This window comes from Enterobacter sp. 148H3 (genome assembly GCF_034107425.1).
In the GTDB taxonomy this organism is placed as follows: Bacteria; Pseudomonadota; Gammaproteobacteria; order Enterobacterales; family Enterobacteriaceae; genus Enterobacter; species Enterobacter vonholyi.
The window spans coordinates 178,223-204,504 of the sequence record NZ_JAWNEI010000003.1 but is presented as its reverse complement, the minus strand read 5'-3'; the positions used below and the strand labels follow the sequence as shown (position 1 = coordinate 204,504).

Below are 26,282 nucleotides of genomic sequence, written 5' to 3'. Positions count from 1 at the left end.
ACGTGAATAGTAAGCGGCTTAACAGGACGTCAGAACACTGACAATGTCTCTGTTTAAGCTACGCTTTTAGTAACGCTTTACGTCAGGAGACATTATGAAAGCACCTGCAACCCCTGAAAATGAAACGGAACGTCTCAACTCGCTGCGCGAGTCTGGTTTGCTTGAGATTGACAGTTCCCCGGCGTTTGACCGCTTAACGCGTCTGGCAAAACGCTTTTTCCAGGTGCCGCTGGCGATGGTCAATCTTATCGATGAGCATTCGCTGATCGTCAAGTCGGCTGATGGTCAGGCACCGAGCGCCGTTCCGCGTAACATCTCATTCTGTGGACATACGATCCTCACCGAAGCGCCGCTGGTGGTGGGGGACATGCTTCAGGACGATCGCTTTGCGGATAATCCGCTGGTGGCCGGTGAGCCGCGCGTGCGGTTTTACGCGGGCTTCCCGCTGCGCCTGCGTGACGGCGCGAGCGTGGGCTCGCTGTGCCTGATTGATTACGCTCCCCGTGAGTTTTCAGCGTCCGACCTCGCCGTGCTGGGGGACCTGGGCGCGCTGGCGGAAGATGAATTTGCTGCCATCAGTGCGGCGACCACGGATGAATTAACCGGGTTATTCAACCGTCGGGGCTTTAATCAGCTTGTGCGTTTCACGCTTTCCGTTGCCCGGCGACGGGCTGAGCCGCTGACGCTTGGCTGGCTGGATTTGGATCGTTTTAAGGAAATTAACGATCGCTACGGCCATGAAGAGGGAGATAAGGCGCTGAAAGCCATGGCGCAACTGATGCGTGCTTCTTTCCGTGAAGCGGATCTGCTGGTGCGTTTTGGCGGGGACGAGTTCGCCGTGCTGTTTGCGGATACGGATGAGCAGGGGGCCTGGATTGCTATGCAGTATCTCGCCGAGCAGGTAGAAAGTTATAACGCCCGCAAGCTGCATCCCTGGTCGCTTCATTTCTCATGGGGGCTTAGCGAATTCGATCATAACGGCAACGACCTGCAGCAGTGGTTAAAAGATGCCGATGAAAAGATGTATGCCATGAAACAGCAGCGCCAGCGCGCCCGGTGACATAACAAAAGCGTATGTTCGATCCGTTTGCGTTAAGAAGATGTTAAATGCACAGTGATGGTATTCAACGTAAGGAAAAACAATGAATACCTCACTGCAAATCAAAAACCTCACCCGAGACGAAATTCTTACCCATATTGATGCGCTGGCCGGGATCCTCGAAAACTGCGTAAACGGCGGGGCATCCGTCAGCTTTATGCTCCCTTATAGCCTGGATAAGGCCCGTATTTTCTGGCGCGGTATTGCCGAAAGCGTAGCGCGAGGCGAGCGGCTGGTGCTTGTCTGCGTCGATGCGCAGGACGGCGTCATCGGAACGGTGCAGCTGATCACAGACCAGCCGGAAAACCAGCCGCATCGGGCTGATGTGGCAAAGCTGCTGGTTCATGAGAAAGCGCGCCGGAAAGGGGCCGCGATGGCATTGATGGAAGCGCTGGAAGCTGAGGCCCGGGCCAGAGATATTTCGGTTCTGGTGCTTGATACCTCCACCGGCAGCGGGGCCGAAACCTTCTACCAGCGTGCTGGCTGGCAAAAGGTTGGTGAGATCCCGCGCTATGCGCTGATGCCTGACGGCGCCATGACCGCCACCTCTGTGTTTTATAAGTTCTTATAATTATTTTGCACAACCGCACCGCGGATTGATCAAAACAGGGTTTCTGGTCGTTAAGTTTTGATAAGTTATCGTACCAATCTTATCAGGCTGTATGACTAATCATAAAAGGAACCCCTTGTGAACACGCTCAACCGTCGTGATTTTCCCGGTGCTCAATACCCAGAACGCATCATTCAGTTTGGTGAAGGCAACTTCCTGCGTGCGTTTGTCGACTGGCAAATCGACCTGCTAAATGAACATACCGATCTTAATGCCGGCGTGGTTATCGTCCGTCCTATTCAGAGCGATTTTCCACCGTCGCTGAGCACTCAGGATGGTCTCTATACCACTATCGTTCGTGGCCTGAACGGGCAGGGGGAAGCGGTGAGCGAGAGCCGTCTTATTCGCTCGGTTAACCGTGAAATCAGCGTCTACGACGACTATGACGCGTTTCTGAAACTGGCTCGCAATCCGGATATGCGGTTTGTTTTCTCGAATACCACTGAAGCCGGTATCAGCTACCACGCAGGTGACAAATTCGACGATGCGCCTGCAGTGAGCTATCCGGCGAAGCTGACGCGACTGCTGTTTGAGCGCTTCAGCCACTTCAACGGTGCACCTGATAAAGGCTGGATTATCATTCCGTGCGAACTGATTGACTACAACGGAGATGCCTTACGTGAACTCGTCCTGCGCTATGCGCAGGAATGGGCGCTGCCTGCGGCCTTTTTCCGGTGGCTAAACGACGCCAACTGCTTCTGCTCGACGCTGGTAGACCGTATCGTGACCGGTTACCCGCGCGATGAAGCGGCTGCGCTTGAAGCTGAGCTTGGTTATCACGATGGGTTCCTGGACACGGCTGAACATTTCTATCTGTTCGTTATCCAGGGGCCGGCATCTCTTGCGCACGAACTTCGTCTGGATAAGTACCCGTTAAACGTGCTGATTGTCGATGACATCAGGCCCTACAAGGAACGCAAGGTGGCCATTCTGAACGGCGCGCACACGGCGCTGGTGCCGGTCGCCTTCCAGGCCGGGCTGGATACGGTAGGCGAGGCGATGAATGATGCCGAGGTCTGCGCGTTCGTCGAAAAAGCGATTTATCAGGAAATCATTCCGGTCCTCGATTTGCCGCGTGAAGAACTGGAATCTTTCGCCAGTGCGGTAACTGGGCGTTTTCGCAACCCCTACATACGACACCAGCTGCTCTCCATCGCGCTTAACGGCATGACCAAATACCGCACCCGCATCCTGCCGCAGCTGCTGGCAGGGCAGAAGGCGACGGGGCAATTACCAGCACGCCTGACGTTTGCTCTGGCCGCATTGATCGCGTTTTATCGCGCGGAGCGTAATGGCGAGAGCTATCCGGTGCAGGATGATGCATGCTGGCTGGAACGTTATCAGCAGCTGTGGGCGCAGCACCGCGATCGGCAGCTGAGCACCCGTGAACTGGTGCAGTCGGTGCTCAGCGTGAGTGAGCACTGGGAACAGGATCTGACGCAGGTGAACGGTCTTGTCGACCAGGTGACGCTGGATCTGGATGCCATTCTGCTTAAGGGCATGCGCGCCGCGGTTAAACCGCTTTGCTAATGCGTTCACCCGGCTTCGGCCGGGTTTGAATAGGTCCCATTTAGTTACAACATACTGTGTGCTTTGTTTTTAAAAAATCACATGCAGCACCGTGCGGTTTTCGTTACTCAGGGGAGAAAATGCAATGTTCCGTTAACATGCTTGCAACGGTGACGGGGATCACGTTTAATAGCCTCGCTCTTTTCTTTCCTGAAACTCACTATGATCGTTCGTCCTAAACAGCACTGGCTACAACTGATTTTTGTCTGGCACGGTTCGGTACTTCCCAAGATCTATACCCGATTGCTGCTCAACTTCCTGCTCTCTATCGCCGTTATCCTTATGCTGCCGTGGTATACCTCGCTCGGTATCAAATTTACCGTGGCGCCATTTAGCATTCTCGGCGTGGCGATCGCTATCTTTCTGGGTTTCAGAAACAACGCCTGTTATTCACGCTACGTCGAGGCGAGGCTGCTCTGGGGGCAGCTGATGATAGCGGCACGCTCGCTGTTTCGCGAGGTAAAAAACACCTTGCCTGACGATAAGCACCTGGGCGAATTTGTCCGCCTGCAGATTGCTTTTGCCAACTGCCTGCGCATGACCCTGCGCCGGGAGCTGAACGCCGAGCAACTCTCTCGCTATCTTGCTGCGGATGATTTACGTCACGTGATGAGCGCCAACTCACCGGCGAACCGTATTTTACTGATCATGGGGGAGTGGCTGGCCGTGCGGCGGCGAAACGGGCAACTCTCAGACATTCTATTCCATAGCCTGAACAATCGTCTGAACGACATGTCTATCGTCCTTTCCGGCTGCGAGCGCATTGCAACCACGCCGGTGCCGTTTGCCTATACGCTGATTTTGCACCGCACTGTGTATCTGTTCTGCATCATGCTGCCGTTCGCGCTGGTTGTGGACCTGCACTACATGACGCCCTTCGTTTCGGCGCTGATCTCCTACACCTTTATCTCGCTGGACACCCTTGCGGAAGAACTGGAAGATCCGTTTGGCACCGAAGATAACGACCTGCCGCTGGACGCCATTTGCAATATGATGGAACGCGATCTGCTGCAGATGAACGATGAAGAGAACATCCCGGAAAGGCTGATGCCGGATAAACATTATCAGCTGACCTGACGGGCGTTCCACTCTTCGCGGGTGATTTCCCACAGCTCGGAGTCCAGCATCCCGCTGACGTAGGCTTTCTTTTCCGTCCTGATAAGCCGCATGCCGCTACTGTCTGAAATACGCCGGGAGCGGCTGTTGGCGGCGGCTTTCGGTGCGCGCAATACGGGTTTGTTTAGCGTATTGAACCAGTAATCCGTCGCGGCAATACTGGCTTCGCGCATATATCCGTGCCCCTGAAATTCCGGCGCGAGCCAGAACCCGCGGTTGTTGTCCTCGACGTCGTACAGGCAAATAATGCCCATCAATTCATCCGGCATATCGCGTCGCCGGATGCTCCAGAACCAAGCAATCCCTTTTGCCATATCAGGCAGCGCCACGTTGTTGACATAGTTTTCCGCGCCGTTATCCGGGTAGGGCCAGGGCACGGAGGAGACCATATAACGGACAATCTCCCAGCGCGGATATAGCTTTTGTATCTGGACGGCATCTTCCGCTACCAGCGGTTTCAGCAGTAAGCGTTCTGTCGTGAGCGTCGGTATCGTCATGCGCGGATCTCCCTATTTAGGCGTTATGCTTTTGTTTGCGTTCTGGTATTTTCATCTTAATAGCACTCTATCTCAGCTAGCTCACCTTTCCATCCTACTATCATTTGCAGAGGTCACTATGGCATTGAGACGAGCCAACCCGCAGGAAGCCGAAACACTCTGGAACATTCGCAACCAGGCGATTCGTCACGGCTGTAAAACCAGTTACGACGCCGAGGTCATTGCGCGCTGGACGCCGGATCTCATGCCCGAACGCTATCGGCAGATGGTCATTGAATACCCTTTTTACGTGGTGGAAGATGAAAAGGGCGACGTTGCGGCGACCGGCTATCTGGATCTGGATACCCACTGTCTGGAGGCGATATTCACCTTGCCCGCGGCATTCGGTAAAGGCATGGCGACCCGGATTATCGAGGCGCTCAAAAATGAAGCCCGTAGCCGGGGGATAACCCGTCTTAGGCTGGATGCAACCCCTAACGCACAGTCGTTTTATCAGACGCTGGGGTTTGTCACGCTGCGCGAAAACTATCATCATTCGCGTATGGCAGGGGCTGATTTACGCTGTTTTGAAATGGCGATCGACTTGTAATGTGAGGAACACATGGCCGTCACGGTAAGACCTCTATGCGAAAACGATTATTCCCAATGGCGTCCGATATGGGATGGCTATACCCATTTTTATGATTGTTACCTCGAGGAATCCGTCACCGCATCGACATGGGAAAGGGCGCTTTCAGCGCATTCACCGATGTTCTGCCGGGTGGTCGAGAAGGACCAAAAGGTCATCGGTTTCGCGATGTGCATTCTGCATGAAGGAACCTGGTCTACCGCGCCCATCTGCTACCTGGAAGATCTGTTTGTTGATGCCGATGAACGCGGGGCGGGAGCAGGTAAAGCGCTCATTGACGCCCTGATTAAGGAAGGCAAGCGCGAAGGGTGGTCAAAACTGTATTGGGTCACCCGAGAGAACAACCCGGCGCGTAAACTCTATGACAAATACGGTGAGGCTGACGATTACGTCCGCTATCGTCTCTCCCTCTAAGACTCCAGCACCTGTGTTTGTATCACACTGTATCAAGGTCCCGGATACATACACAGGCTTGCAATAAACCCGCTTTAGCACATATCCGCTATACACTGCAGTGTTGTTATATCCCCGTGAATTGTAATCAACCGGAGATACCAACATGTTTAGCAAACTCGCGTACTCGACCCTTGCACTGACCATTTCTCTTGGCACCGTGATGTCCTGTCAGGCTGAAGTCACCGGCACGAATATCGCGGCCGCCTTTGATCATCCGCAGCAAATTAACGCCGGCGATCTGAACGTCGGTTATGTCGACCTCGGCCCGAAAGACGGTCAGCCGGTTATTTTACTGCACGGCTGGCCCTATGATATTCACAGCTACGCCGAGGTTGCACCCGCACTGGCGGCAAAAGGCTATCGGGTGATTGTGCCTTCTCTGCGCGGCTACGGCACCACGCGCTTCCTGTCAGCCAAAACGCCGCGCAACGGCCAGCCTTCAGCCATGGCAAAAGATATTGTGAACCTGATGGACGCCCTGAATATTAAGCAGGCGGTATTTGCAGGATATGACTGGGGTGCCCGAACGGCAGATATCGTTGCGGCGCTGTGGCCCGAGCGCGTTAAGTCACTTGTTTCAGTGAGCGGGTATCTCATCAGCAGCCAGCAGATTGGCAAGCAGCCGTTGCCGCCAAAAGCGGAGCAGCAGTGGTGGTATCAGTTCTACTTCGCCACCGCGCGCGGTGCTGAAGGCTATGCGAAAAACACGCATGACTTCGCCCGTTTAATCTGGTCTCAGGCATCGCCTGACTGGAAATTTAGCGATGCTGTCTTTAACGCCAGCGCCAAATCCCTCGACAATCCGGACCACGTCGCCGTGACGCTCAGCAACTATCGCTGGCGCTTAGGGCTGGAAAAAGGTGAGCGCAAATACGACAGCTACGAGCAGAAACTGGCCACGCTGCCGAATATCACCGTTCCAACGATCACCATCGAAGGTGGGAACAACGGCGCGCCGCATCCTGCACCGCAGGCCTATGCGGGTAAATTTACCGGTAAGTACGAGCACCGCACTTTTGGGGCCACCGTAGGGCACAACCCGCCTCAGGAAGATCCGCAGGATTTTGTTAAGGCCGTTGTTGACGCTGACAAACTCTGAAATGTGCTATTTTCAGTACGTTACCCTTCGGTCTGGAGATTTCGGTGGAGCATATTGATCATATCCTTGTCGTCGATGACGACAGGGATATTCGTGAACTGATTGTCGATTACCTTGCTAAGTCTGGTTATCGCGCGACGGGCGCGGCCAACGGCAAAGAGATGCGCATCGTGCTGGATAAACAGCATATCGACCTGGTTGTGCTGGATGTCATGATGCCCGGCGATGACGGCCTTACGCTGTGTCGAGAGCTGCGCGTCGGGAAACATAAAGATCTCCCCATCCTGATGCTGACGGCGCGCAACGAGGAGACGGACAGGATCCTGGGTCTGGAGATGGGCGCGGATGACTACGTGGTGAAACCATTTGTCGCCCGCGAGCTGCTGGCGCGTATCAAAGCGATTTTACGGCGTTTTCGCACGATGCCGCCCAATCTACAGGTGACGGAAGCAGGGCGGCTAGTGATGTTTGGTGAATGGCAGCTCGATACCGTCGCTCGCCACTTAATCGATCCGGAAGGGGTAATTGTGGCGCTCAGCGGCGCGGAGTATCGGCTGCTGCGCGTTTTCCTTGACCATCCGCAGCGCGTGCTGACCCGTGACCAGCTGCTCAACCTGACGCAGGGGCGAGACGCCGAGCTGTTTGAACGCTCAATTGACCTGCTGGTTAGCCGGGTTCGCCAGCGTCTCAACGAAGATGCCCGCATGCCCGCCTATATCAAAACCGTGCGCAGCGAAGGCTACGTTTTTACGATGCCAGTGACCATCAAAGAGGTTAACGAATGAGGCTCTGGCCACGCTCGCTGCTGGCCCGTTTGCTGCTCGTCGTGCTGGCCGGTCTGCTGCTGGCTAACGCCCTGAGCCTGACGCTGGTCATGGTTGAACGCATGCACAGCGCCCGCACGGTGATGCTCGGTAATCTGGAAAACGATGTCGCAACCAGCGTCGCCATATTAGACCGCTTACCGGCGAGCGAACGTGCCGCCTGGCTGCCGCGGCTTGAACGGGGTAACTATCGTTATATTCTGGGCACAGGGGAACCTGGCGCAGCGCCGACGGATAAGCGTTCGCAAGATGCTATCCGAACCTTAAAAGCGACGCTTGCCGCGCATTACCCGCTTAGCTTTACCGCGGTTCCCGGCGCCATTTCGCATATTCAGGCCCATCTTACGTTACGCGATGGCGCACCGTTGACCATTGACCTGATCCCGCGCATGCCGCCCGTCGCCAGCTGGCTACCGGTCGTTCTCATCCTGCAGCTGCTGGTTCTGGCTGTCTGCTCCTGGATAGCCGTGCGGCAGGTCGTGCGGCCTTTTTCACACTTTACCCGTGCGGTGGATGCGCTGGATCCGGCGGCCAGCACGCCAATGACGGAAAAAGGGCCGCTTGAGGTGCAGCGGGCAGCGCATGCCTTCAACGCCATGCAGGCGCGCATTCAGTCTTATCTCCGGGAACGCGCGCAGATCCTGGCCTCGATTTCTCACGATCTCCAGACGCCCATTACCCGCATGAAGCTCCGCGTCGAAATGGCCGGAGAGCCTGAACTTCGCGACAAGCTCCTGAACGATCTTGATAACATGTCTCGTCTGGTACGGGAGGGCATTGCGTATGCCCGATCATCGGAATCACTGGAGGAGACGTCGCTTAAGCTGGAGCTGAACGCCTGGATCAACAGCATCGCCTGCGATTACCAGGACATTGGTAAAAACGTGCACTTTCAGGTAGGCGAAGCCCGCTTGCCCATCGTCACGCGGCCGCAGGCGCTTCGCCGGGTGATGACCAATCTGCTGGATAACGCCCTCAAATTCGGCGAGCATGCTGCGATTTCAGTAGACGATTCATCAGACAGCGAGGTCATTATTCACATTGTGGACGACGGACCGGGGATCCCCGAAGCCGAGCTTGAGGCAGTATTACAGCCGTTTTATCGGGTTGAAACCTCGCGCAACCGCGAGACTGGCGGGACAGGACTCGGACTGGCGATCGCCGCGCAGCTCACCGCTCACCTGGAAGGAAAGCTCAGGCTGGCGAACCGTAACGGGGGCGGGCTGGACGTCTCCATTACGCTACCGCGCCGTGAGTAAAATTGTACGGCTTTGTATCTCTCTACCTGGGCGATACAGAGCCAGACAAAACCCTCGCATTTACACATATCCTGAACACATCCGCACGCTTAAATAGCCTCACTGCAGCGTCGCAGGACTTGTATTGTGAGGTTTCTATGTTTCTGGTAATCGCTTTTCTGGGTGGGATGATAAGCCTGCTCAGCCCGTGTACGCTCCCGGTTATTCCACTTTTGTTCGCCGGTTTCCAGGGCCAGCGTCGGCATATTCTGGCCCTGCTGGCGGGGATGATCGTGATGTTTACCCTGGTGGCGATGGCCGTCACCGTCGCCAGCGAGTGGATCGCAGAGGCAACCATCGTCGGGCGCTGGATCGCGCTCGTCATTCTGGCCACTGCCGCGCTAGCCTTAATTTTTCCGTCTTTCGCCCAGCGTATTGCGGGACCGGCCGTCAGCGCGGGTAATGTTCTCAACACCCGAAGCGGGCAAACGCGCGGAATGGCATCGGCTTTTCTGGCCGGGCTTGCTGTAGGACTGCTCTGGTCTCCCTGCGCCGGTCCCATTCTGGGTGCGATTTTCGGCATTAACATTGCGGGGCATTCCGCTATTACCACCGGCGCTCTGCTGGCCGCCTATGGCAGCGGATGCGCAATGATGCTGGGATTACTCGTCATTGGAGGCCGCACGCTGATGGCACCTTTAAGGGCAAAATCGGCGCTAATGGAAAAGCTGCGACAGGGTGCAGGCGTTGTGATGTTAGCGACCGTCGCATTTAACGCGACGGGGATGACTTCGCTGCTTAAAGGGGCAAACGGCGTCTCGGACCGTCTTGAAACCGCGCTGTTAAATCTGACGAAGCCCACAGCCACGCCGGTGAAGCTTGAGCCGATAGTGATTACAGAGCCCAGCAGTCAGCTGCCTTCGCTCAGCGGTGGAACAGGGTGGGTGAACGGTGACCCTGTCACGTCTGAATCGTTACGCGGGAAGGTTGTACTTATTGATTTCTGGACGTGGGACTGCATTAATTGCCAGCATACGCTCCCCCATGTGCGGGAGTGGGCCACTAAGTACCAACCGCAGGGTCTGGTGGTGATCGGAGTTCACACCCCGGAATACCCCTGGGAAAAACCGCTTTCGTCGGTTAAAAATGCGGTGAATAAATGGCAACTGCCGTATCGGGTGGTCACGGATAACAACTATAAAATCTGGAATGCTTTCGGCAACCAGTACTGGCCAGCGCATTACTTTTTTGATGCCAAAGGGCAGCTGCGCTATACCGCCTTTGGCGAGGGGGACTATGAGCAACAGGAAAAGGTTATCCAGCAGTTGCTCAAAGAAGCTCGGTCATAGCCCGTTCAGGGCTGGCGTTGAGCCACGATAAACAACCGGGGGAAAGCCAGCAGTATCTGCCCGTTTTCCTGAAGCGGATACTGCTCTTCCAGCAGTTCATGGTAGCGTTTCAGGAAACGTTTCTGCTCGCTTTCATTCAGTTCCTGGAGCCAGGGCCGCAGGCCGGTGGCGCTTACCCAGTCAATAATGGCCTGATGAGAGCTCATTTTGTGATAATAGGTCGTCCGCCAGATATCCACGTCACAGCCAGCCTCCGACAGAATATCGTAATAAGCATGTACGCCTGGCAGAGGCTCGCGGCCACGGTCTGGGTAGTCTTGCTCAAGCGCCACTTCACGCATCGCCACATGGGTCGGTTCCAGCCAGTTGTCAGGCATCTGGATCGCCAGTACGCCATTTAGCTTAAGCAGGGAGACAAGATGTGGCAGGAGATCGTAATGGTCCGGAACCCATTGCAGCGACGCGTTGGCATAAATCAGGCCCAGCGGCTGGCCAGGCTTGTACTGACGGATATCGGCCTCAATAAAGTGGCAGTCAGGTAAGGCTGCGCGTGCTTCCTCAAGCATGGCAGGGGAGTTATCGACCCCGGTGATATGTGCAGATGGCCAGCGATGCTTCAACAGCGCCGTGCTGTTTCCTGGTCCACAGCCCAGATCAGCGATGGTAGCGATCTCATCCAGAGGAATTCTGGCGAGCAGTTCTGCAGCTGGACGCGTTCTTTCTGCGCCAAATTGCAGGTAAAGAGAAGGGTTCCAGTCGGCCATCATCAATTCTCCGTTTGGCATGCTTCTGCAAGAATAGCACAGGCAGGCGCCTTCAAAGCGGTACGGGAGAGGTTTAGGGCAGATGAATTCCGCAGATTCTGTGAAACAAAAGAGAGGAAAAAATAAGCAAATAGAAATATTACCCCTTAAAGGATTAAGGGGCAATGTTTTTATTGTAATAATTTTATGATTATTGTTTTTTAATATTTTATCGGCAAAGTTCTTCTTATGTTCTGTACCCGAAACTTTAAATATTAGATAATAATCGATGGGTATATCCCTGGTGTTTCATAGGTCTTTGACCTCCTGACCGCTTAGTTTTGCGAGAACTTCGTGGTCAGGTACTTTTTAAGTATAGGGAATATGCGGCACAATGAAAGCTGTCCTAAGAGACAGGTGAAACTAGTTTCAGGTGTTATTATCAGGAACATGAGAATGAATTCTGTCATTGAATTTTTTTTACACGACTACGATGAATTACCACCAGCATTAGCGCGCGAACTCTACAGACTCAGGAGAAAAACTTTTCGGGACCGACTCGACTGGAAGGTGGAATGCGTCGAAGGTATGGAAAAGGATCAATTTGATTCCCATAACACGACATACTTACTGGGTATGTATGATGGGCAGCTGCTATGTGGCGCGCGATTTATTAACGCAACGCAGCCGACAATGATAAGCGAGATCTTTCACAACTATTTCGATAATCCCATTGTTTTTCCAGAAGATGTTCCCTGCTGTGAAGTAAGTCGTTTATTTTTAGATAAAGAAATACGAGACTCCGCAAGCCTGCAGGGCGTGCCCGCCAGTAAAGCATTGTTTCTTGCAATGATTATTTATTGCATTAAGAATAAATATCATGGGATGTACGCAGTAGCCAGCCGTGGTATGTATGCCATATTTCGCCATGCTAACTGGAAAGTTGAGGTTATTCAGCGCGGTGTTTCTGAAAAAGGGGAGGTTATTTACTATATTTACATGCCTGCCAGTATAGGCATTATTGAAGACATTATTAACAAAGATAAATCCAGTCACTGGCTTCGCGAAATGCTTGAGCATCTACACCATTTATAACCAGTGGCTGAGGCTTACTCCTCCAGTAACCGGAGTTCCGTTCCAAGTTTTATTGCGTGTCTGGCATTATTCACACCGAGTTTTTTCATTATATTGCCCATATGGAATTTAACGGTGCGCTCGGCAATAGACAAAATAACAGCAATTTCTGCGTACGTTTTCCCGGCACTGACCCATTTAAGGATTTGGCGCTCACGTGGCGACAAGAAAACATTCTTTTTCTGCTGATGCTGACTATACAGATTGAGTGTCTTCTGATGTAACTGAACAAGGAAGCGTAGAAATTGCGGCCGATACTTATCTATGTCAATGCCAGAATGCTTAGGACTGATGACGGATAAGACAACAAGATTATTCAGATAGTCATGCAGAGGAAACGTCTGTCCCTGGTAAATATCATACTGGACACTTTCGTCGAAAATGCGTGTCAGGTTATAACCATCCGACAGTACGACATCACTTTCCCAGAAAAAATCTTCAACACAGCGCAAAGCCCTAATAATGACAGGGTCAATAAACTGGTATTTTCTTTCAAGGTAGATATTAAACCACTCAGGGCTATTATTGATTATCCTCATCTGTGAAGGATCTTTCTTGTTCATAATAGCGTAGGCGAAGACGATCCCTTTGAAATCCTCAAAAAACGCGTCAAGCTCACTCTGAATTAGCGTATTGATCGTTATGTCGTTGTAATATGTATCCTTCACGTGAGATGCTGCCTCCTGTTCGAATGGAGGAGCAAGTATAATATGCTTCGTTATCCGTAGCGAGTCGCATTTTAATCCAGACAACAGATAAGACAGGCTACCTCAGCGGGCAGCCTTGTGAACGTTTGGCATTTTTGAATGGTAAATGCAGATGACTCAGGGAATTGTTGATGATTTTATCGAATTGCGAAATCGTTCACTAAATATAGTAGGCTGCAAAATTTAGGAGGTTTTCCCTTTTCTTACGCGTAACGTACAAGCGTACCGTTTACATACGTCTATAAATCAGGATTTAAACCAGTAGGTTACAGAATACCTTTAAGGGCAACATGATACAGCAGCATGATGGTTTTACCGTCGACAATCTTGCCCGTTTCAATGCTGCGTAAAGCCTCTTCAAGCGTCATTTCCAGCACGTCGATATCTTCTCCTTCAGCCTTGATCCCGCCGCCTGCGCCGGTTCTGTCATGTGGCTGGTACTCGGCAAGATAAAAGTAGAGTTTCTCCGTGACGGAGCCTGGGCTCATATAGGCTTCAAAGATTTTCTGCACGCGCGAAACGTGAAATCCGGTCTCTTCTTCCGCTTCTGCTTTAATGCGGCTTTCGGGATCCATGTTGTCCAGCAATCCTGCTGCTGCCTCAATTAAATCGTCTTCATGGCCGTTGATAAAGACAGGGAAGCGGAACTGGCGCGTCAGGATCACCGTCTTTTTCTCACGGTTATAGAGTAGAATCGTCGCGCCGTTGCCACGGTCATAGACTTCCCGATGCTGGCGCTGCCATTCACCATCACGCCGCTGCAGGTCAAAGGTGTATTTTTTGAGGATGTACCAGTTGTCTGACAGGGTTTCACTGTCGATGATGCGCACATCTGCACGTTTTGATTGCACGAATGTCCCTCCTTACGTAGAGTAATGATCATAAACAGCAGTATCATGCATGTTCAGGATAATACATGCAACATCAGGAATTCACGATGCTCACCAGTCAGCGAAAACAATTGATCCTTGAAAAGCTTGGTGCCGAAGGTCAGGTACAGTCAAAAGCGCTCAGCATTCTCTTTGACGTCTCAGAAGATACCATCCGGCGCGATCTGCGCGAGCTGGCGGCAGAAGGGCGTTTGCAGCGTGTTCACGGCGGCGCGCTGCCGTCATCTTCCGCTATTGCTCCTTTTGCCGAACGGCAATCCGTTAAGATGGATGCCAAAAAAAGGGTGGCCCGGAAAGGGGCACAGCTAATTTCATCAGGCCAGGTGGTGATTGTCGACGGTGGCACGACAACCTCCGAGCTGATTACGTTTTTCCCTCCTGACTTGCGCATCACCGTGGTGACGCACAGCCCGAGTATTGCTCTGGGGTTCGTTGATCATCCTTCTATTGAGGTGATTTTGATCGGCGGACGCTTGTATAAACATTCAATTGTTGCGGTCGGCGCTGCGGCCATCGAAGGCATAGCGAATATACATGCGGACCTGTTCTTTATGGGCGTGACCGGCATTCATCCTGACGCGGGGCTGACAACCGGTGATTTCGAAGAGGCATGCATCAAACGTGCATTTTCCGGCAGAGCCGCGGAGACGGTCGTTCTGGCTTCTCCGGAAAAGATCAACACCGCGTCTTCGTTTGTGATTGGAGATGTGTCTTCGGTAAATACCATCGTCGTTGAAGACGGTACAGATAAGGACTGGATCCGCGCGGTATCGGAAAAGGGCGTATCCGTCGTTCTGACCTCAGATCGTGACCCCCTCTGACAGCCAGCCTTTGACCACGGGCTGGCTGGCGTTCCGGATTAAGCTTCTGGAATGTTCTCAAGCGCGGTATAAACGCTGAGACCATATTTTCGGGCTACTTCAATATCCATATCGGCACCTTTAGACGCACCGGCAATACGATAAATCGCATCACATTTTGCGATGAGCCGGTGAGCAACGGGGTACAGCATCGCTTCGCTGATTTCATCACCCACCGTTATTGAGCCTGCGGCTTTTGCCAGCGGCAAAGCAAGCCATTCACCAATGACCGGAATGTGGCCACGCTGGTAAACGGCTAATGCTGCGCTTTCGAGACGCGCCAGATTCTCATCGATTCGTGCCTGAACGCCATCGGTACCGCTGCGATAGGGACCGGCAATTAAAATCAACTGTTGTGTCATAAATACCTCTGTCAGTGTTATTGCATGAAAATGCACATTTACAGACGAGACTTTACGACATTACTGGCCAGGAATACAGCATTTCGTGCAATATCGTGCAATATCGTGCAACAAACTGCATGAGTAAATCGTTTGACGGTTATTGGAAGACTCGTTGAGCTACTCGCTCTCCGGCGTATGGCACACGGCCTCGATGTTATGACCATCAGGTGAGATGACAAAAGCGGCATAATAATTTTCACCGTACGAACGCAATCCCGGCCCACCGTTATCACGTCCGCCAGCGCGCAGCGCGGCATGGTAAAAATCATCAACCTGCTGACGCGTATTAGCCACAAACGCCAGATGCAGGGGCGCGGGTTTGTCATTTGTATGGAAAAGGCAAAGTGAAACGTCCCCTGAGCTCATTTCAACACCATACTCCGGCGCGCCTTCATCGATAATTTTTACTCCAAGCGGGCGAAGCGCCTCGAGGAAGAAAGTTTTACTTTTTTCATAATCGCTGACGCCGAATTTCACATGATCGAACATTATCGACTCCTCAAAAGAGATAGAGAAATGAAGAGTATAGAAGGTGAGAGGAGTCGAATACGATCAAAGGCGTGTCAATGTGACAGATATCTCTCTACATAGCAGACCGTTTCCGCCCAACAAATGTCCAGCGCAGGTAGTCGTAAATCCAGTTAAACAGTAACGTGTACGGCAGGAAAAACAGTACAAGACCGATCTCAACAAAAAATGCCTCAGTCACTGTAAGATTCAGCATAACCATCGCGACAGGAATTAGGGTGATGATGAGTCCCGTTTCAAAACCTACCGCATGGATCGCTCGAATGAGAAACGTCCGTTGAAAGCGGTATTTTTTCTGCAGCGAGTCGAAGAGTTTATTAAAAATAAAATTCCAGATCGTTGCGGTAAGGGCGGATATCACGGACAACGAGCCCGACTGGAGTATCGACACGTTCATCAGCCAGGCAAGAGACAGCGCGATAATAATGTTGGCCATCACTTCAAAAATGATTGCGTGGAAAATTCTCTCTTTAACACTTTTATTTAATTCAATTTCCATTTGCTTAGGGCTGCGTTTTTCAAAAGCTAAAGTATATCAGACATCGTTCAACCCTTTCTAAACGCACAGGTTATGTTAAATGCAGCCCAGGCCCGCTAATGTGGAATGTACAGCTTCAATAAGTGGGGTCTGGGGCTCATGGCCCAAAAAGGAAATCAGTTTTGAATTATCCATTTCTATTGACTGCTCCCAGAGATAACGCATCTCCTGCATTTCATGCAGTGTGGTATTAAAGGGGCTTATCGCCGAGATAAGCCACCAGGGAAACGATTTCACCTTCGCCTGAATACCGGCACGCTCCGCGACGTGCTTTATGGCGGCAGTCATCGCTGTCCCGTCAGGATCCCAATGCCCGCGCATATGGAAACTGGCAAACGGTTCGAGTTCCTCCCGACGCGACAGCAGTGCAACGAGCGTTTCGGCGACATCCGGCAGATAAGCCCACTGGTGGCCTGCGCCGGTTTTCCCGGGGTTTTGAATTATCTTCGGCGGTTGCCCCGGTTTGACCAATCCCTGCGAAAACCAGTTATTGCCGGCATGGGGACCAAAAAAGTCACCTGCACGTAAAATCAGCACCTTTCCGCCACGCTGCGCATAGTCTGCCAGTTCCTGCTCCATTTGCACCCGTATAGCGCCTTTTCGGGTAAACGGATTCTGAGGAGAATCCTCGCGTAAGAGGGGAAAAGCATCCGGACCGTAGTTATAAATCGTGCCCGGCAGAACGATTAACGCACCGTTTCGCTCCGCTGCATTTATGGTGTTATGCAGCATGGGCAAAACCAGCTGTTCCCAGTTTCGATAACCCGGCGGGTTTACGCCATGGATAATAACGCTGCATTCGGACGCCGCTGCCTCAACCTGTTCTGCATTCTGCGCATCACCACTTATCCAAGGAATGCTTTTGTTGCGATCGTCAGTTTTCGGAGCGCTGCGGCGCAATGCACGCACATCCCATTCATCACGGATCAATTTGCGGGCTATTTCGCCACCGATCCCACCCGTTGCGCCCAGTATCAGTACCTTATTTGTGTTTTTCATCGTTTGACCCTTATTGGATATCTGCTTGACATCATAATGACCGCACGGGCTAAATGTAATTGCATAATATAAGCGAGCAGGTATTCATTTTTGTATGAAGCTAAATATCCCGTGGGAATGGTATCGCACCTTTCTGGCCGTGATGAGGGAAGGGTCTTTGTCAGGGGCCGCACGCAGGCTTGCCATTACTCAGCCAACCGCCGGACGCCATATTGCGGCGCTGGAGTCAGCCCTGGGCCTTGTTTTATTTACCCGTTCACAGACAGGATTACAGGCCACGGATGCAGCCGTTGAGCTGAAGGGCCATGCGCAGTCGATGGAAAATACGGCCATGATGATTGAACGGTCGGCAGCCAGTTTCAGTTCCGGCGCAAACGGATTACGAGGCATTGTGCGCGTCGCCGCCAGTGAAATCATCGGCACGGAGGTTCTGCCTCCAGTGATCGCACAAATAAAGGAAGAATACCCGCAGATAGTTATTGAACTGGTTCTGTCTAATCGCGTTCAGGATTTACTGAACCGGGAAGCGGATATTGCCGTACGCATGGCCACGCCGGTGCAGGAGCAACTGATTGCACGTCGGATGGGCAGGGTTGAAATAGGTCTGCATGCCGCGCCAGCCTATCTGTCACGATGTGGTGCTCCGGAAAGTATTGATGAGTTATTCACCCATACGCTCGTGGGTTTCGATAATACGACTCCCTTTATTTTACAGGCACTTAAACAATATCCACAGCTAAACCGTGAATTGTTTACCGTGCGGAGTGACAGTGATATTGCACAATTAAACCTCATTCGTGCAGGAGCGGGTATCGGTATGTGCCAGGTACAACTGGCCGATTTTTCTCCGCCGTTACAGAGGGTCATGCCTGATTTCTTTGCATTTCATCTCGACACCTGGCTGGTGATGCATGAGGATTTACGCCATAGCCAGGCCTGTAAAACGGTGTTTGATTATCTTGCGGAGGGTTTGCAGGCTTATATCAACAGGACAAAACGGTAAATAATAAGGCTGGGAAGAACAGTACCGTCAAGCTGGCGTGCTATCTGCGTTTTAAGGGATGTGAAATGCGTAAGTTCAGTTCAAAGTTCTGATGCGGCAGATGAGCGTATTCAACACGGCCTTTGGTTGAGACGTTGAGCAAAAGCTGGATGCACATAAGATGGTCAGCTAAGACGCTTTAATAGTCCATCGGCATCCAGGTAACGATGACCACAAAACACCAGATTTCCCCTGATTTCATACCGGTGCGCATAATGTATATTATGTTAAATCACCTGCTGTGGTAAATAAGTTCACAGGACACTCCCACTAACTGATAAATCAATACGTTAGGATTTCTGATCTCCCTCTCGTTTCTTGCATCATGTTGATCGTTAACTTACTTCATGAACTTAGATGGTTCACATAAAATCATAGGGTTAAATCACCCTTAATCTTTCGTTTGCTGGCATTATGTTTAAGAGCTATTTTCTTAATATCCACATATAGATAATGAACTTCGTTGTGATTTCTGACTACTCTCCGGATGGGAAGAATAAAATCCGCCTTCTGTGAAGGCGGATTTCTACTTTGTCAGGCGTTCAATCAGCTGGCGCTGGTATTCAGGCAGCTGGCTGGTTCTCACCCCCTGAAAAACAAGTGGCGGGAGCCATGTCATGCCCGCATGTAATGCACTGGCTTTCATGGGTGTGAAAACATCGGCAAGCTCGGTACCTGTTCTGCCATTACTCCATCTACGCTCTCAGCAGCCTGCTGTAGCCCTTTAATCATAACGGACTGCTCCGGATACGGATGAGAAACGATTACAAGCGTCCTTATATGGCTTTTCTCTTTACTGATGGCAGCTTTAAGTGGCATCACTAAGACCAGCAGAAAAAGCGCCAGCATTTTAACAGGCAGCCCCGGAAAGAGTGGTTTCATACTTGCCTCCAGTTTCAGGGAAATTAAAGTTAAACAGGCAGATTTTGCCTCACAGAACACGCAGTATCACTGCGACAAGAAATCACGAAGGTAAAATCTCAATCGTGGCCGCTCTGGCGCGTGTCCCTGTCATTGCGGAAACATAGCTGCTGCCGGAGTACTTTTTCTGGTAAGCCTGATCTATTTTACTTTCAAGCTCAGGGTCTGATGGTTTTGCAAACAGGACGTCGAACTCCTGTCCAATAGCCAGTATCTTACCCGCCTGCTGGGACAATGCAGCCTGATACCATTTTGAACGGGTACCACTATAGGCTCGGACGAAAAGTCGGTTACCCACCTTCACTTCCCAAATCCATGTCGGCGTACCGGTCGTATTCATATCGGGATGATACGGAGCGATTTTTAGGTCATCGGCCTCATCTATTCTTGTTAATACTTCATAGTTCCAGAACATAAACCTCTCCTCTTTCATATGCGGCTATTTTTTTCTATTGCAGCATTAACTCGATAAATTAATGTTGCATGAGAAATTAGAGCCTGCTTCACGAGTACCAGCACTGCCTGTATTTTTTGCCTGTTCGAGCGCAAATCCAATACCATCAAGACTGTCTGCGTTTGTCTGAAGTTCTTTTATCATCTTCACGCATTCGCCGGTCAGGCCATCATAGCTAAGTGAAAACGTTTGTTTAGTATCCATTCGGCACGCTCTTTAGGGGGAATACACAACACCCCATGCTAAGAGAGCAGTGTCTGTCGTTTATCGCGCAGACACTGCATCTGAAAACACCGGACGGTGCTATGGCTTACTTATTAAGATTTTTGTTGAAAAATGCAGTGATGTTATCGAACGGGATCTTATCCATACGATCATATAAATCGACATGTGTTGCATCTTTAACAATCAGAAGCTCTTTTGGTTGATTTGCCGCTTCATAAGCCGTTTTGGAGAAGTAAAGCGAATGCGCTTTTTCACCATGGATGAACAGGATCGGGCGCGGAGAAATTTCCTTAATATAGGTCATGAGCGGGAAATTCATGAAGGCCATCGGCGTTGTCACGGACCATGAGTTACCAGAGTTGACGGCTCGTGGATGATAGCCGCGTTTGGTCATGTAATAGTCCGCATAGTCCACGAGGAACTGTGCTTCACCGCCCTTCAGTTTATTATAGGCTGGCTGGTATGCAGGTTTACCGTTTGCCGCATCTTCCCAGCGCTGGAGGCTCATCTTCTCCAGCGCCTGCTCGCGTTGCTCCGGCGTTACGCTGTCGTTGTAGCCTTTCGACATCACGCGGCTCATATCATACATGGTGCTGGCAACGACCGCTTTTACGCGTTTATCCACGGCAACAGCGTTCAGGGCAATCCCACCCATGCCGCAGATACCGATGACACCGATACGTTCACGATCCACATAAGGTTGCAGTCCAATGAAATCGACTGCGGCCATAAAGTCTTCGGTATTGATATCAGGCGAAGCAATATTGCGGGGTTCACCACTGCTTTCACCGGTATAAGACGGATCAAATGCCAGCGTCACGAATCCGCGCTCTGCCAGGGTCTGAGCATAAAGACCTGAAGCCTGCTCTTTTACAGCGCCAAATGGCCCGGAAATCACAAGCGCAGCAAGCTTCTTGTTCCCGCGATCTTTAGGAAGATACACATCAGCGGCCAGCGTAATGCCGTAACGGTTCTTAAAAGTAACTTTTTGATGATCCACTTTTTCGCTCCTTGTGAAAGTTTTATCCCACGTCTGAACCAGACGGACTGAAGAATCTGCTGTGCCTGGTGCAGGCTGGGCGACCGCAGCTTCTGTTGAAATCAGAGCCATCGCTCCGGCAAGGAGTGCGCCATTAAAAAAGCGCGTTGAAGATTTTAGCGTCATGATATTAAAACCTTTCATTGGATATTGAGGGATATGTTTCAGACAGCATGCATGAGTATTTCAGTTACAACTTCCGGTGGGTAATCACTGGCGATACCAAACGCTTTGACATTGATCTGGACGTTCTCAACGATAGCGGGCAGATCTGCTTCCCTGATGTTCAGCTGTTCAAGACGTGTTGGCGTACCAATTTCTTCGAACCACTTCTCAAGCGCTGCGATGCCGTCATCTGCCGAACTGAGTCCGAACACATATTTTGCGAAACGCTCAAACTGCGGTGTATTTCGGTTTTTGTACCATTTCATCCAGGCGGGCATAACAACGGACAACCCTGCCCCATGCGGAACGTTGAAAAGTGCTGATAAAGAGTGCTCGATTGCATGATTCGGATAACTGAATCCGGCACAGCCTGACAGGATCAAACCGTTTTGGGCAAGGGTTGCAGCCCAGGCAAATTCCCCACGCGCAGCTTCATCATCCGGACTGGCGATGAGCGTTTGTGTGGTTTCAATTACCGTATTTAGGAGTGCTTCAACCAGACGCGACTGAATTGCAGGCTGAACGGTTGCGGTGAAGTACACTTCGATAAGGTGTGAAATGATATCAGCGGCAGAATAGACCAGGTAATCCCGGGAGATGCCCGCCATCAGTGCCGGACTCAGGACGGATACCACAGGACGCGTGTAGTCGTTACCGATCGATAATTTTTCATGTGTTTCTTCATTGGTGACAACGGCATACGGGTTCATTTCGCTTCCCGTTGCGGCCAGGGTCAGAATGGCAAACAAAGGTAAAGCAGAGGAAAGCTCGCCTTTACCAGCGAATAAATCCCAGACGTTACCATTATAATGTGTGCCGGCCGCAATAGCCTTAGCACTGTCAAGTACGGAGCCGCCGCCAACGCTCAGGATAGCGTCCACGTTATGTTGTTTGGCCAGTTCCACCCCTTCACGGACTTTGGATATCACCGGGTTACTTACGATACCGCCAAGTTCTATATACTCGATCCCGTTATCGGCAAGATTCTGGCTGACCGTATCGAACAGGCCTTCTCGTTTAATACGTTCGCTTCCGTAGCACAGCAGGACTTTACGTGCGCCAGCACTGGCAATGTGTGCACCGATAGTATCCTCTTTTCCGGAACCGAATTCGATTCGGGTTGGGTTGTAGAAAGTAAACTCTTTCACGTATGTCTCCTCCGGATAACCTGCCTGACAGTTAAAAATGGCTTTAACCTGAACGGTTTAAATTTGCTCGCGGTGAGCCCTGACTTACAGGACACTGCCTCATTTCAGTGTTGTTATTTTGAGTGTCTTTAATGAAGGGTGTTATTAAAATACTCTGCATTATTTGCCTGATCCTCTGAACCTGATCTCAAAGCGTATATTTCAATTTTCATAGCTGCTAAGTTGTTAACGTCAAAAGGCGTAACAAATGTGAGGCATTACAGAATGATTTCTGAGAAGTCGGTTGAAAAACTACTGGGTGAACTTTCGGTCGATATAGCTCAGCGCACACCCTGCACCGGTGATTTCCCTACAGCCGTAGAAGGACTCGAATTGTTCCGCCGAAACGAACCCGCTCCTCCGGTGAGCTGCCTGGTCCCTCCCAGTATCGTTCTGGTGGCCGATGGCGCGAAGATCATGTGGGTTGGTGGTGAACCTTACGAATACAATGCGGAAAAATTCCTGATCACATCTCTTGACCTGCCAGCCAGCTCGGAAGTATTACAGGCTTCGACATCCCGTCCCTGCGTGGGCGTAGCCTATAAACTTGACCAGCGCGTACTGATGGAATTAATTGCACAGGGAAGCCTGCCGCCGGTTAAAAAACGAGACCCGGGAACGGGTGTCGGTATAGGAACTATTACTGATGTTTTGCTGGAGCCTTTCTGCCGTCTGCTTTCTTTGCTTGACGAGCCTGAAGCTATTCCTGTTCTCGGGCCGCTGATTCAAAGAGAGATACATTACCGGCTTTTGATGAGCGATCAGTCCGATCATCTCAGACAGATTGCAGCAGTAGACGGCCATGGCTACCGTATCGGTAAAGCTATTGACTGGTTAAAGACCAATATTGCATCACCTTTACGCGTAGAAGAACTGGCAAGTCGGGTGCAAATGAGCACGCCCTCTTTCCACCAACACTTCAGGCAGCTTGCGGGAATGAGCCCGCTACGGTATCAGAAATGGCTGCGCCTCAATGAAGCCAGGCGACTGATGCTGAATGAACATTACGATGTCACCACAGCAGCCTATGCTGTCGGTTACGAAAGCCTGTCCCATTTCAGCCGGGAATATACGCGGATGTTCGGGGAATCACCCAAGAAGGATATAACCGTGCTGAGAAAGTCAGCTGGTAAGCTTTAGTATTATCGTAATGTATTTTACCTTATCCTGTTATTGTACCGGTTGCGCAAAACTTGCAGGAAAGCCATAAAGGCGGGAGAATCCTGTCGGCGGTGAGGATAAAAGATGTGGTAGCCCTCAAACCAGGGGCACCACTCGGTCAGTACCACAATCAACCTGCCGTTTCTGATATATTCATCCGCAACATATTCTGGAAGGCAGGCTACGCCCAGGCCATCAAGAGCTGCATCAAGCTGATGTACCGTGCTGTTCGCAATATATTGCCCCTTCACCTTCAGGCTGAACTTCTGGTCTTCCTTCTCGAATTCCCAGGCATACAAACCACTCGTGTCGGAATACCGGACGTTGATGCAATTGTGGTTCAAAAGATCCTGCGGTTTTTTAGGCTTCCCATAGCGTTGAAAATAATCCGGTGCTGCAACAATCAATTGCCGCCAGTCCTGGCTGATTTTAACGGCAATCATATCATTATTCAGCGCATCTCCGGGGCGGATCCCCGCGTCAAAACGCTGATCAACGATGTCGGTAAATCCATAATCAATTCCGATTTCAATCTGAATGTCAGGGTAGCGGCTCAGGAAGTCAGGCAACACCGGGCGGATCAGGTACTGGATAACGTCATCTGAACCCGTAAGGCGAATGATGCCAGTGGGCTTTTCACGAAGCTCACTCAGCCGACTAATTGCGTCATCAACCTGCTCCATCAAGGGGCCAATTTCGTTGATGAGCCTTTCACCCGCTTCTGTGGTGGAGATACTGCGGGTGGTTCTGGCCAGCAACCTGATCCCAAGCCTTTCTTCCAGGGATTTTACTGTATGGCTGACAGCTGAGGGCGTCACACCGATCTCTGCTGCCGCTTTAGTAAAGCTCTTGAGTCTGGCCACGCTTAAAAAAACTTTCAGTTCATCCACACTCGCCTCCTCTAGGGGAGAAGCCAGCGTACCAGCCAATGGTTAATTATCAAATATTTTTCACTAGTAAGTGAAATAAATGCTGATTAATAAATTTTATATCAAATGTTACCTTCACATCATCAATAGTGAGCGTGCATTACTCTGATAACGCGTTTGTGGCTCTGATCCTGAGGTAACTGTTATGCAAGATTTCATCTATCACAACCCGGTAAAAATTCTGTTTGGGCATGACCAAATCCCTGCACTTGCGCAGGAAGTCCCGCAGGATAAAAAGGTCATGATCGTCTATGGCGGGGGCAGCGTAATAAAACACGGCATTCTGCAACGCGTAAAAGGCTCCCTTAAAAACAGCCTTGTTTTTGAATTTGGTGGGGTGGAACCCAATCCACATTACGAAACCCTGATGAAAGCGGTCGAGATTGTCAAAGCGGAAAAAATTGATTTTCTCCTGGCCGTTGGCGGTGGTTCAGTCATCGATGGTACAAAATTCATCGCCGCGGCCGCTCTTTATGAAAATGATCCATGGGAAATTATCACCAGCTATGGCAGCGTAGTGAAACAGGCTTTGCCTTTTGGATGCGTACTGACGCTTGCAGCGACGGGGTCCGAGATGAATAACACGGCTGTGATTAATCGTGCCACCACGCAGGATAAACTCTTTTTTGCATCTCCGTGCGTTATGCCGCAGTTTTCCGTGCTTGAACCGGAAATTACCTACACGCTGCCTGAGCGGCAAACCGCAAACGGGGTTGTGGATGCCTTTGTCCATATACTTGAACAATATATCACTTTCCCGGTAAACGCGAAGGTGCAGGACCGCCTGGCGGAAGGATTGCTCAATACGCTGAAAGAAGAAGGCCCGACAGCCCTTAAAAATCCTCAAGACTACGACGCCAGAGCGAACATCATGTGGGCGGCAACAATGGCCCTGAATGGGATGTTAAGTGCCGGTGTACCGACAGACTGGGCTTCTCACTTGATTGGTCAGGAAATTACAGCCTTGTATGGCATTGACCACGCCCGCACTCTGGCGATCGTGATGCCTGCCCTGTGGCGCTACTGCAAAAATGAAAAATCTGAGAAGCTGGCTCAGTACGGTGCTCGGGTCTGGAATATTCCCGAATCTGATACCAAAAAAATGGCCGATGAGGCTATCAATGCAACGGTCGCTTTTTTTGAACAACTGGGGGTTAAAACCAGACTCTCTGATTATGATTTAGGGGATGAAGCCATTGCAGAAGTTATTCGTAAGTTAAAAGAACATGGTCACATTGCCTTGGGTGAGCATGGAAAAATTACGGCCAGAGAGGCTGAGGCCTTATTGAAGATCGCGCTTTAATAAGTATAGCCTGCGATTTTCGCAGGCTAAATATAACATGAACGGTATTCTGCTATGCAGCAAAATAAAACACCCCTCCCAATGCAATCCTCAGAGGATCAGGCAAATAATTTGAAGTATTTGTGTATTTTATGTTACCTCAAGCCTGTAAATTGTTATCTGCTCACTTAACAGATGAATTTATCTGAAAGTACGCTGGCGTTTTCCTGACCTCCAGGAAAAATTAACTTGCCGGGATTAACCATTATTAGCATACATTCGGCTTCCTTTCAGAAGCGGAAAGCAAACCCGGTCAAAAATATGAGCAGGAGTGTAATGATGGATGAAGAAAAAAATCTGACTCGTCGCGAATTTGTTGTTCGTTCTGGGGTGGTCATAGGAGCCGGTGTGTTGCTGAGCAGTCCAATTGGTTCACTTGCCGCTGATGTAATTGGTTCCAGAGTGAGAACTCGCGGTTATGCAGCGTTTGACACTTCCGGAAAACTCTCGCCCTGGTCCTTTGAGCGCAGAGCAGTTGGTGACAACGATATTTTGATTGAGACTAAATATGCAAGTTGGCCATAAAGCT

General features: G+C 50.9%; 28 protein-coding genes and 3 pseudogenes. 17 read left to right on the top strand and 14 right to left on the bottom strand.

Going from position 1 to position 26,282, the window contains the following annotated elements:
- The first annotated feature begins 94 nt into the window (after positions 1 to 94).
- The 4 genes from USH94_RS05480 (at position 95) to USH94_RS05465 (ending at position 4,355) form a co-directional block, all read left to right on the top strand.
- Entirely contained in the window at positions 95 to 1,060 is a 966-nt protein-coding gene (locus tag USH94_RS05480; RefSeq protein WP_111964597.1) for a sensor domain-containing diguanylate cyclase, read from the top strand.
- Between the two features lie 82 nt (positions 1,061 to 1,142).
- Positions 1,143 to 1,670, top strand: a complete 528-nt coding sequence (locus USH94_RS05475) for a GNAT family N-acetyltransferase (RefSeq protein ID WP_111964596.1) — start codon at positions 1,143 to 1,145, stop codon at positions 1,668 to 1,670.
- A gap of 117 nt (positions 1,671 to 1,787) precedes the next feature.
- Complete coding sequence (locus USH94_RS05470) at positions 1,788 to 3,239, top strand: tagaturonate reductase (RefSeq protein ID WP_111964595.1); 1,452 nt, start codon at positions 1,788 to 1,790, stop codon at positions 3,237 to 3,239.
- A gap of 201 nt (positions 3,240 to 3,440) precedes the next feature.
- Entirely contained in the window at positions 3,441 to 4,355 is a 915-nt protein-coding gene (locus tag USH94_RS05465; protein WP_111964594.1) for a bestrophin family protein, read from the top strand.
- On the opposite strand, the gene USH94_RS05460 is transcribed toward USH94_RS05465, so the two are convergent.
- Positions 4,343 to 4,891, bottom strand: coding sequence for a GNAT family N-acetyltransferase (locus tag USH94_RS05460; protein WP_111964593.1), 549 nt, complete (start codon positions 4,889 to 4,891; stop codon positions 4,343 to 4,345). The two genes, USH94_RS05465 and USH94_RS05460, sit on opposite strands and share 13 nt — an antisense overlap.
- A gap of 118 nt (positions 4,892 to 5,009) precedes the next feature.
- Here USH94_RS05460 and USH94_RS05455 point away from each other — a divergent pair, with 118 nt between their 5' ends.
- The 6 genes from USH94_RS05455 (at position 5,010) to USH94_RS05430 (ending at position 10,485) form a co-directional block, all read left to right on the top strand.
- Positions 5,010 to 5,480, top strand: a complete 471-nt coding sequence (locus USH94_RS05455) for a GNAT family N-acetyltransferase (RefSeq protein WP_111964592.1) — start codon at positions 5,010 to 5,012, stop codon at positions 5,478 to 5,480.
- A gap of 12 nt (positions 5,481 to 5,492) precedes the next feature.
- A complete protein-coding gene (locus USH94_RS05450) occupies positions 5,493 to 5,933 on the top strand; it encodes a GNAT family N-acetyltransferase (protein WP_111964591.1) in 441 nt (146 codons plus the stop codon).
- A 145-nt stretch (positions 5,934 to 6,078) separates the two neighbouring features.
- A complete protein-coding gene (locus USH94_RS05445) occupies positions 6,079 to 7,074 on the top strand; it encodes an alpha/beta fold hydrolase (RefSeq protein ID WP_111964590.1) in 996 nt (331 codons plus the stop codon).
- Between the two features lie 44 nt (positions 7,075 to 7,118).
- Positions 7,119 to 7,859, top strand: coding sequence for a response regulator (locus USH94_RS05440; protein ID WP_111964589.1), 741 nt, complete (start codon positions 7,119 to 7,121; stop codon positions 7,857 to 7,859).
- Entirely contained in the window at positions 7,856 to 9,157 is a 1,302-nt protein-coding gene (locus tag USH94_RS05435; RefSeq protein ID WP_111964588.1) for an ATP-binding protein, read from the top strand. Before USH94_RS05440 ends, USH94_RS05435 begins: the two co-directional genes overlap by 4 nt.
- 137 nt (positions 9,158 to 9,294) lie before the next feature.
- Positions 9,295 to 10,485, top strand: a complete 1,191-nt coding sequence (locus USH94_RS05430) for a cytochrome c biogenesis protein/redoxin (protein WP_111964587.1) — start codon at positions 9,295 to 9,297, stop codon at positions 10,483 to 10,485.
- A gap of 5 nt (positions 10,486 to 10,490) precedes the next feature.
- Here the strand turns inward: USH94_RS05430 and tam are convergent, their stop codons facing one another.
- Positions 10,491 to 11,249, bottom strand: coding sequence for a trans-aconitate 2-methyltransferase (gene tam, locus USH94_RS05425; protein WP_111964735.1), 759 nt, complete (start codon positions 11,247 to 11,249; stop codon positions 10,491 to 10,493).
- A gap of 435 nt (positions 11,250 to 11,684) precedes the next feature.
- Here tam and USH94_RS05420 point away from each other — a divergent pair, with 435 nt between their 5' ends.
- Complete coding sequence (locus USH94_RS05420; protein ID WP_111964586.1) at positions 11,685 to 12,323, top strand: acyl-homoserine-lactone synthase; 639 nt, start codon at positions 11,685 to 11,687, stop codon at positions 12,321 to 12,323.
- A gap of 14 nt (positions 12,324 to 12,337) precedes the next feature.
- On the opposite strand, the gene USH94_RS05415 is transcribed toward USH94_RS05420, so the two are convergent.
- Positions 12,338 to 13,030 carry a helix-turn-helix transcriptional regulator gene (locus USH94_RS05415; RefSeq protein WP_111964585.1) on the bottom strand — a complete coding sequence of 231 codons (693 nt, stop codon included), beginning with the start codon at positions 13,028 to 13,030 and terminating at the stop codon, positions 12,338 to 12,340.
- A 305-nt stretch (positions 13,031 to 13,335) separates the two neighbouring features.
- A complete protein-coding gene (locus tag USH94_RS05410) occupies positions 13,336 to 13,920 on the bottom strand; it encodes a GDP-mannose pyrophosphatase (RefSeq protein ID WP_111964584.1) in 585 nt (194 codons plus the stop codon).
- 86 nt (positions 13,921 to 14,006) lie between these two features.
- Here USH94_RS05410 and USH94_RS05405 point away from each other — a divergent pair, with 86 nt between their 5' ends.
- A complete protein-coding gene (locus USH94_RS05405; RefSeq protein WP_111964734.1) occupies positions 14,007 to 14,780 on the top strand; it encodes a DeoR/GlpR family DNA-binding transcription regulator in 774 nt (257 codons plus the stop codon).
- A gap of 38 nt (positions 14,781 to 14,818) precedes the next feature.
- Here USH94_RS05405 and USH94_RS05400 read toward each other — a convergent pair whose 3' ends face one another.
- From USH94_RS05400 to USH94_RS05385, 4 genes are all read right to left on the bottom strand, one after another.
- Entirely contained in the window at positions 14,819 to 15,181 is a 363-nt protein-coding gene (locus USH94_RS05400; RefSeq protein WP_111964583.1) for a DUF4406 domain-containing protein, read from the bottom strand.
- Between the two features lie 159 nt (positions 15,182 to 15,340).
- The gene (locus USH94_RS05395; protein ID WP_111964582.1) at positions 15,341 to 15,712 is read right to left on the bottom strand and encodes a VOC family protein; all 372 of its coding nucleotides are present in this window, start codon (positions 15,710 to 15,712) and stop codon (positions 15,341 to 15,343) included.
- 94 nt (positions 15,713 to 15,806) lie between these two features.
- On the bottom strand, positions 15,807 to 16,250 hold the full coding sequence (locus tag USH94_RS05390; RefSeq protein WP_111964581.1) for a PACE efflux transporter: 444 nt from the start codon (positions 16,248 to 16,250) through the stop codon (positions 15,807 to 15,809).
- Positions 16,251 to 16,325: 75 nt separating this feature from the next.
- Positions 16,326 to 17,288 (bottom strand): NAD-dependent epimerase/dehydratase family protein, encoded by a 963-nt coding sequence (locus USH94_RS05385; protein WP_111964580.1) that lies wholly within the window; start codon positions 17,286 to 17,288, stop codon positions 16,326 to 16,328.
- Between the two features lie 94 nt (positions 17,289 to 17,382).
- On the opposite strand from USH94_RS05385, the gene USH94_RS05380 reads away from it, so the two are divergent.
- Positions 17,383 to 18,291, top strand: coding sequence for a LysR family transcriptional regulator (locus tag USH94_RS05380; RefSeq protein ID WP_111964579.1), 909 nt, complete (start codon positions 17,383 to 17,385; stop codon positions 18,289 to 18,291).
- Positions 18,292 to 18,856: 565 nt separating this feature from the next.
- On the opposite strand, the pseudogene USH94_RS05375 reads toward USH94_RS05380, so the two are convergent.
- The 4 genes and pseudogenes from USH94_RS05375 to USH94_RS05360 form a co-directional block, all read right to left on the bottom strand.
- A pseudogene (locus tag USH94_RS05375) lies at positions 18,857 to 19,149 on the bottom strand (hypothetical protein).
- Between the two features lie 145 nt (positions 19,150 to 19,294).
- Positions 19,295 to 19,666 (bottom strand): DUF2255 family protein, encoded by a 372-nt coding sequence (locus USH94_RS05370; RefSeq protein ID WP_111964578.1) that lies wholly within the window; start codon positions 19,664 to 19,666, stop codon positions 19,295 to 19,297.
- 45 nt (positions 19,667 to 19,711) lie between these two features.
- Positions 19,712 to 19,909, bottom strand: a complete 198-nt coding sequence (locus USH94_RS05365; RefSeq protein ID WP_146749035.1) for a hypothetical protein — start codon at positions 19,907 to 19,909, stop codon at positions 19,712 to 19,714.
- A gap of 106 nt (positions 19,910 to 20,015) precedes the next feature.
- Entirely contained in the window at positions 20,016 to 21,113 is a 1,098-nt protein-coding gene (locus USH94_RS05360; protein WP_111964577.1) for an alpha/beta hydrolase, read from the bottom strand.
- A gap of 29 nt (positions 21,114 to 21,142) precedes the next feature.
- Between USH94_RS05360 and USH94_RS05355 the strand changes: the two are divergent.
- Positions 21,143 to 21,325: pseudogene (locus USH94_RS05355) on the top strand (hypothetical protein); the annotation flags it as partial.
- On the opposite strand, the pseudogene USH94_RS05350 reads toward USH94_RS05355, so the two are convergent.
- A pseudogene (locus USH94_RS05350) lies at positions 21,275 to 22,282 on the bottom strand (iron-containing alcohol dehydrogenase); the annotation flags it as partial. The pseudogenes USH94_RS05355 and USH94_RS05350 overlap by 51 nt on opposite strands.
- Positions 22,283 to 22,546: 264 nt before the next feature.
- Between USH94_RS05350 and USH94_RS05345 the strand changes: the two are divergent.
- Positions 22,547 to 23,461, top strand: coding sequence for an AraC family transcriptional regulator (locus USH94_RS05345; RefSeq protein ID WP_111964575.1), 915 nt, complete (start codon positions 22,547 to 22,549; stop codon positions 23,459 to 23,461).
- A gap of 17 nt (positions 23,462 to 23,478) precedes the next feature.
- On the opposite strand, the gene USH94_RS05340 is transcribed toward USH94_RS05345, so the two are convergent.
- The gene (locus tag USH94_RS05340) at positions 23,479 to 24,372 is read right to left on the bottom strand and encodes a LysR family transcriptional regulator (RefSeq protein ID WP_111964574.1); all 894 of its coding nucleotides are present in this window, start codon (positions 24,370 to 24,372) and stop codon (positions 23,479 to 23,481) included.
- Positions 24,373 to 24,556: 184 nt separating this feature from the next.
- Between USH94_RS05340 and USH94_RS05335 the strand changes: the two genes are divergently transcribed.
- Together USH94_RS05335 and USH94_RS05330 are read left to right on the top strand one after the other, a co-directional pair.
- The gene (locus tag USH94_RS05335) at positions 24,557 to 25,714 is read left to right on the top strand and encodes an iron-containing alcohol dehydrogenase (protein WP_111963555.1); all 1,158 of its coding nucleotides are present in this window, start codon (positions 24,557 to 24,559) and stop codon (positions 25,712 to 25,714) included.
- 315 nt (positions 25,715 to 26,029) lie between these two features.
- The gene (locus USH94_RS05330; RefSeq protein ID WP_258525020.1) at positions 26,030 to 26,278 is read left to right on the top strand and encodes a hypothetical protein; all 249 of its coding nucleotides are present in this window, start codon (positions 26,030 to 26,032) and stop codon (positions 26,276 to 26,278) included.
- The last annotated feature ends 4 nt before the right edge of the window (positions 26,279 to 26,282 follow it).

Coding starts and splice junctions, on each gene's coding strand:
- tam (WP_111964735.1), bottom strand. CDS start 11,249: ATGGCCGACTGGAACCCTTCTCTTTACCTGCAATTTGGCGCAGAAAGA.
- USH94_RS05475 (WP_111964596.1), top strand. CDS start 1,143: ATGAATACCTCACTGCAAATCAAAAACCTCACCCGAGACGAAATTCTT.
- USH94_RS05450 (WP_111964591.1), top strand. CDS start 5,493: ATGGCCGTCACGGTAAGACCTCTATGCGAAAACGATTATTCCCAATGG.
- USH94_RS05455 (WP_111964592.1), top strand. CDS start 5,010: ATGGCATTGAGACGAGCCAACCCGCAGGAAGCCGAAACACTCTGGAAC.
- USH94_RS05400 (WP_111964583.1), bottom strand. CDS start 15,181: ATGACACAACAGTTGATTTTAATTGCCGGTCCCTATCGCAGCGGTACC.
- USH94_RS05460 (WP_111964593.1), bottom strand. CDS start 4,891: ATGACGATACCGACGCTCACGACAGAACGCTTACTGCTGAAACCGCTG.
- USH94_RS05405 (WP_111964734.1), top strand. CDS start 14,007: ATGCTCACCAGTCAGCGAAAACAATTGATCCTTGAAAAGCTTGGTGCC.
- USH94_RS05360 (WP_111964577.1), bottom strand. CDS start 21,113: ATGAAAGGTTTTAATATCATGACGCTAAAATCTTCAACGCGCTTTTTT.
- USH94_RS05370 (WP_111964578.1), bottom strand. CDS start 19,666: ATGTTCTGGAACTATGAAGTATTAACAAGAATAGATGAGGCCGATGAC.
- USH94_RS05335 (WP_111963555.1), top strand. CDS start 24,557: ATGCAAGATTTCATCTATCACAACCCGGTAAAAATTCTGTTTGGGCAT.
- USH94_RS05390 (WP_111964581.1), bottom strand. CDS start 16,250: ATGGAAATTGAATTAAATAAAAGTGTTAAAGAGAGAATTTTCCACGCA.
- USH94_RS05395 (WP_111964582.1), bottom strand. CDS start 15,712: ATGTTCGATCATGTGAAATTCGGCGTCAGCGATTATGAAAAAAGTAAA.
- USH94_RS05330 (WP_258525020.1), top strand. CDS start 26,030: ATGATGGATGAAGAAAAAAATCTGACTCGTCGCGAATTTGTTGTTCGT.
- USH94_RS05445 (WP_111964590.1), top strand. CDS start 6,079: ATGTTTAGCAAACTCGCGTACTCGACCCTTGCACTGACCATTTCTCTT.
- USH94_RS05435 (WP_111964588.1), top strand. CDS start 7,856: ATGAGGCTCTGGCCACGCTCGCTGCTGGCCCGTTTGCTGCTCGTCGTG.
- USH94_RS05465 (WP_111964594.1), top strand. CDS start 3,441: ATGATCGTTCGTCCTAAACAGCACTGGCTACAACTGATTTTTGTCTGG.
- USH94_RS05380 (WP_111964579.1), top strand. CDS start 17,383: ATGAAGCTAAATATCCCGTGGGAATGGTATCGCACCTTTCTGGCCGTG.
- USH94_RS05365 (WP_146749035.1), bottom strand. CDS start 19,909: ATGGATACTAAACAAACGTTTTCACTTAGCTATGATGGCCTGACCGGC.
- USH94_RS05420 (WP_111964586.1), top strand. CDS start 11,685: ATGAATTCTGTCATTGAATTTTTTTTACACGACTACGATGAATTACCA.
- USH94_RS05430 (WP_111964587.1), top strand. CDS start 9,295: ATGTTTCTGGTAATCGCTTTTCTGGGTGGGATGATAAGCCTGCTCAGC.
- USH94_RS05385 (WP_111964580.1), bottom strand. CDS start 17,288: ATGAAAAACACAAATAAGGTACTGATACTGGGCGCAACGGGTGGGATC.
- USH94_RS05345 (WP_111964575.1), top strand. CDS start 22,547: ATGATTTCTGAGAAGTCGGTTGAAAAACTACTGGGTGAACTTTCGGTC.
- USH94_RS05480 (WP_111964597.1), top strand. CDS start 95: ATGAAAGCACCTGCAACCCCTGAAAATGAAACGGAACGTCTCAACTCG.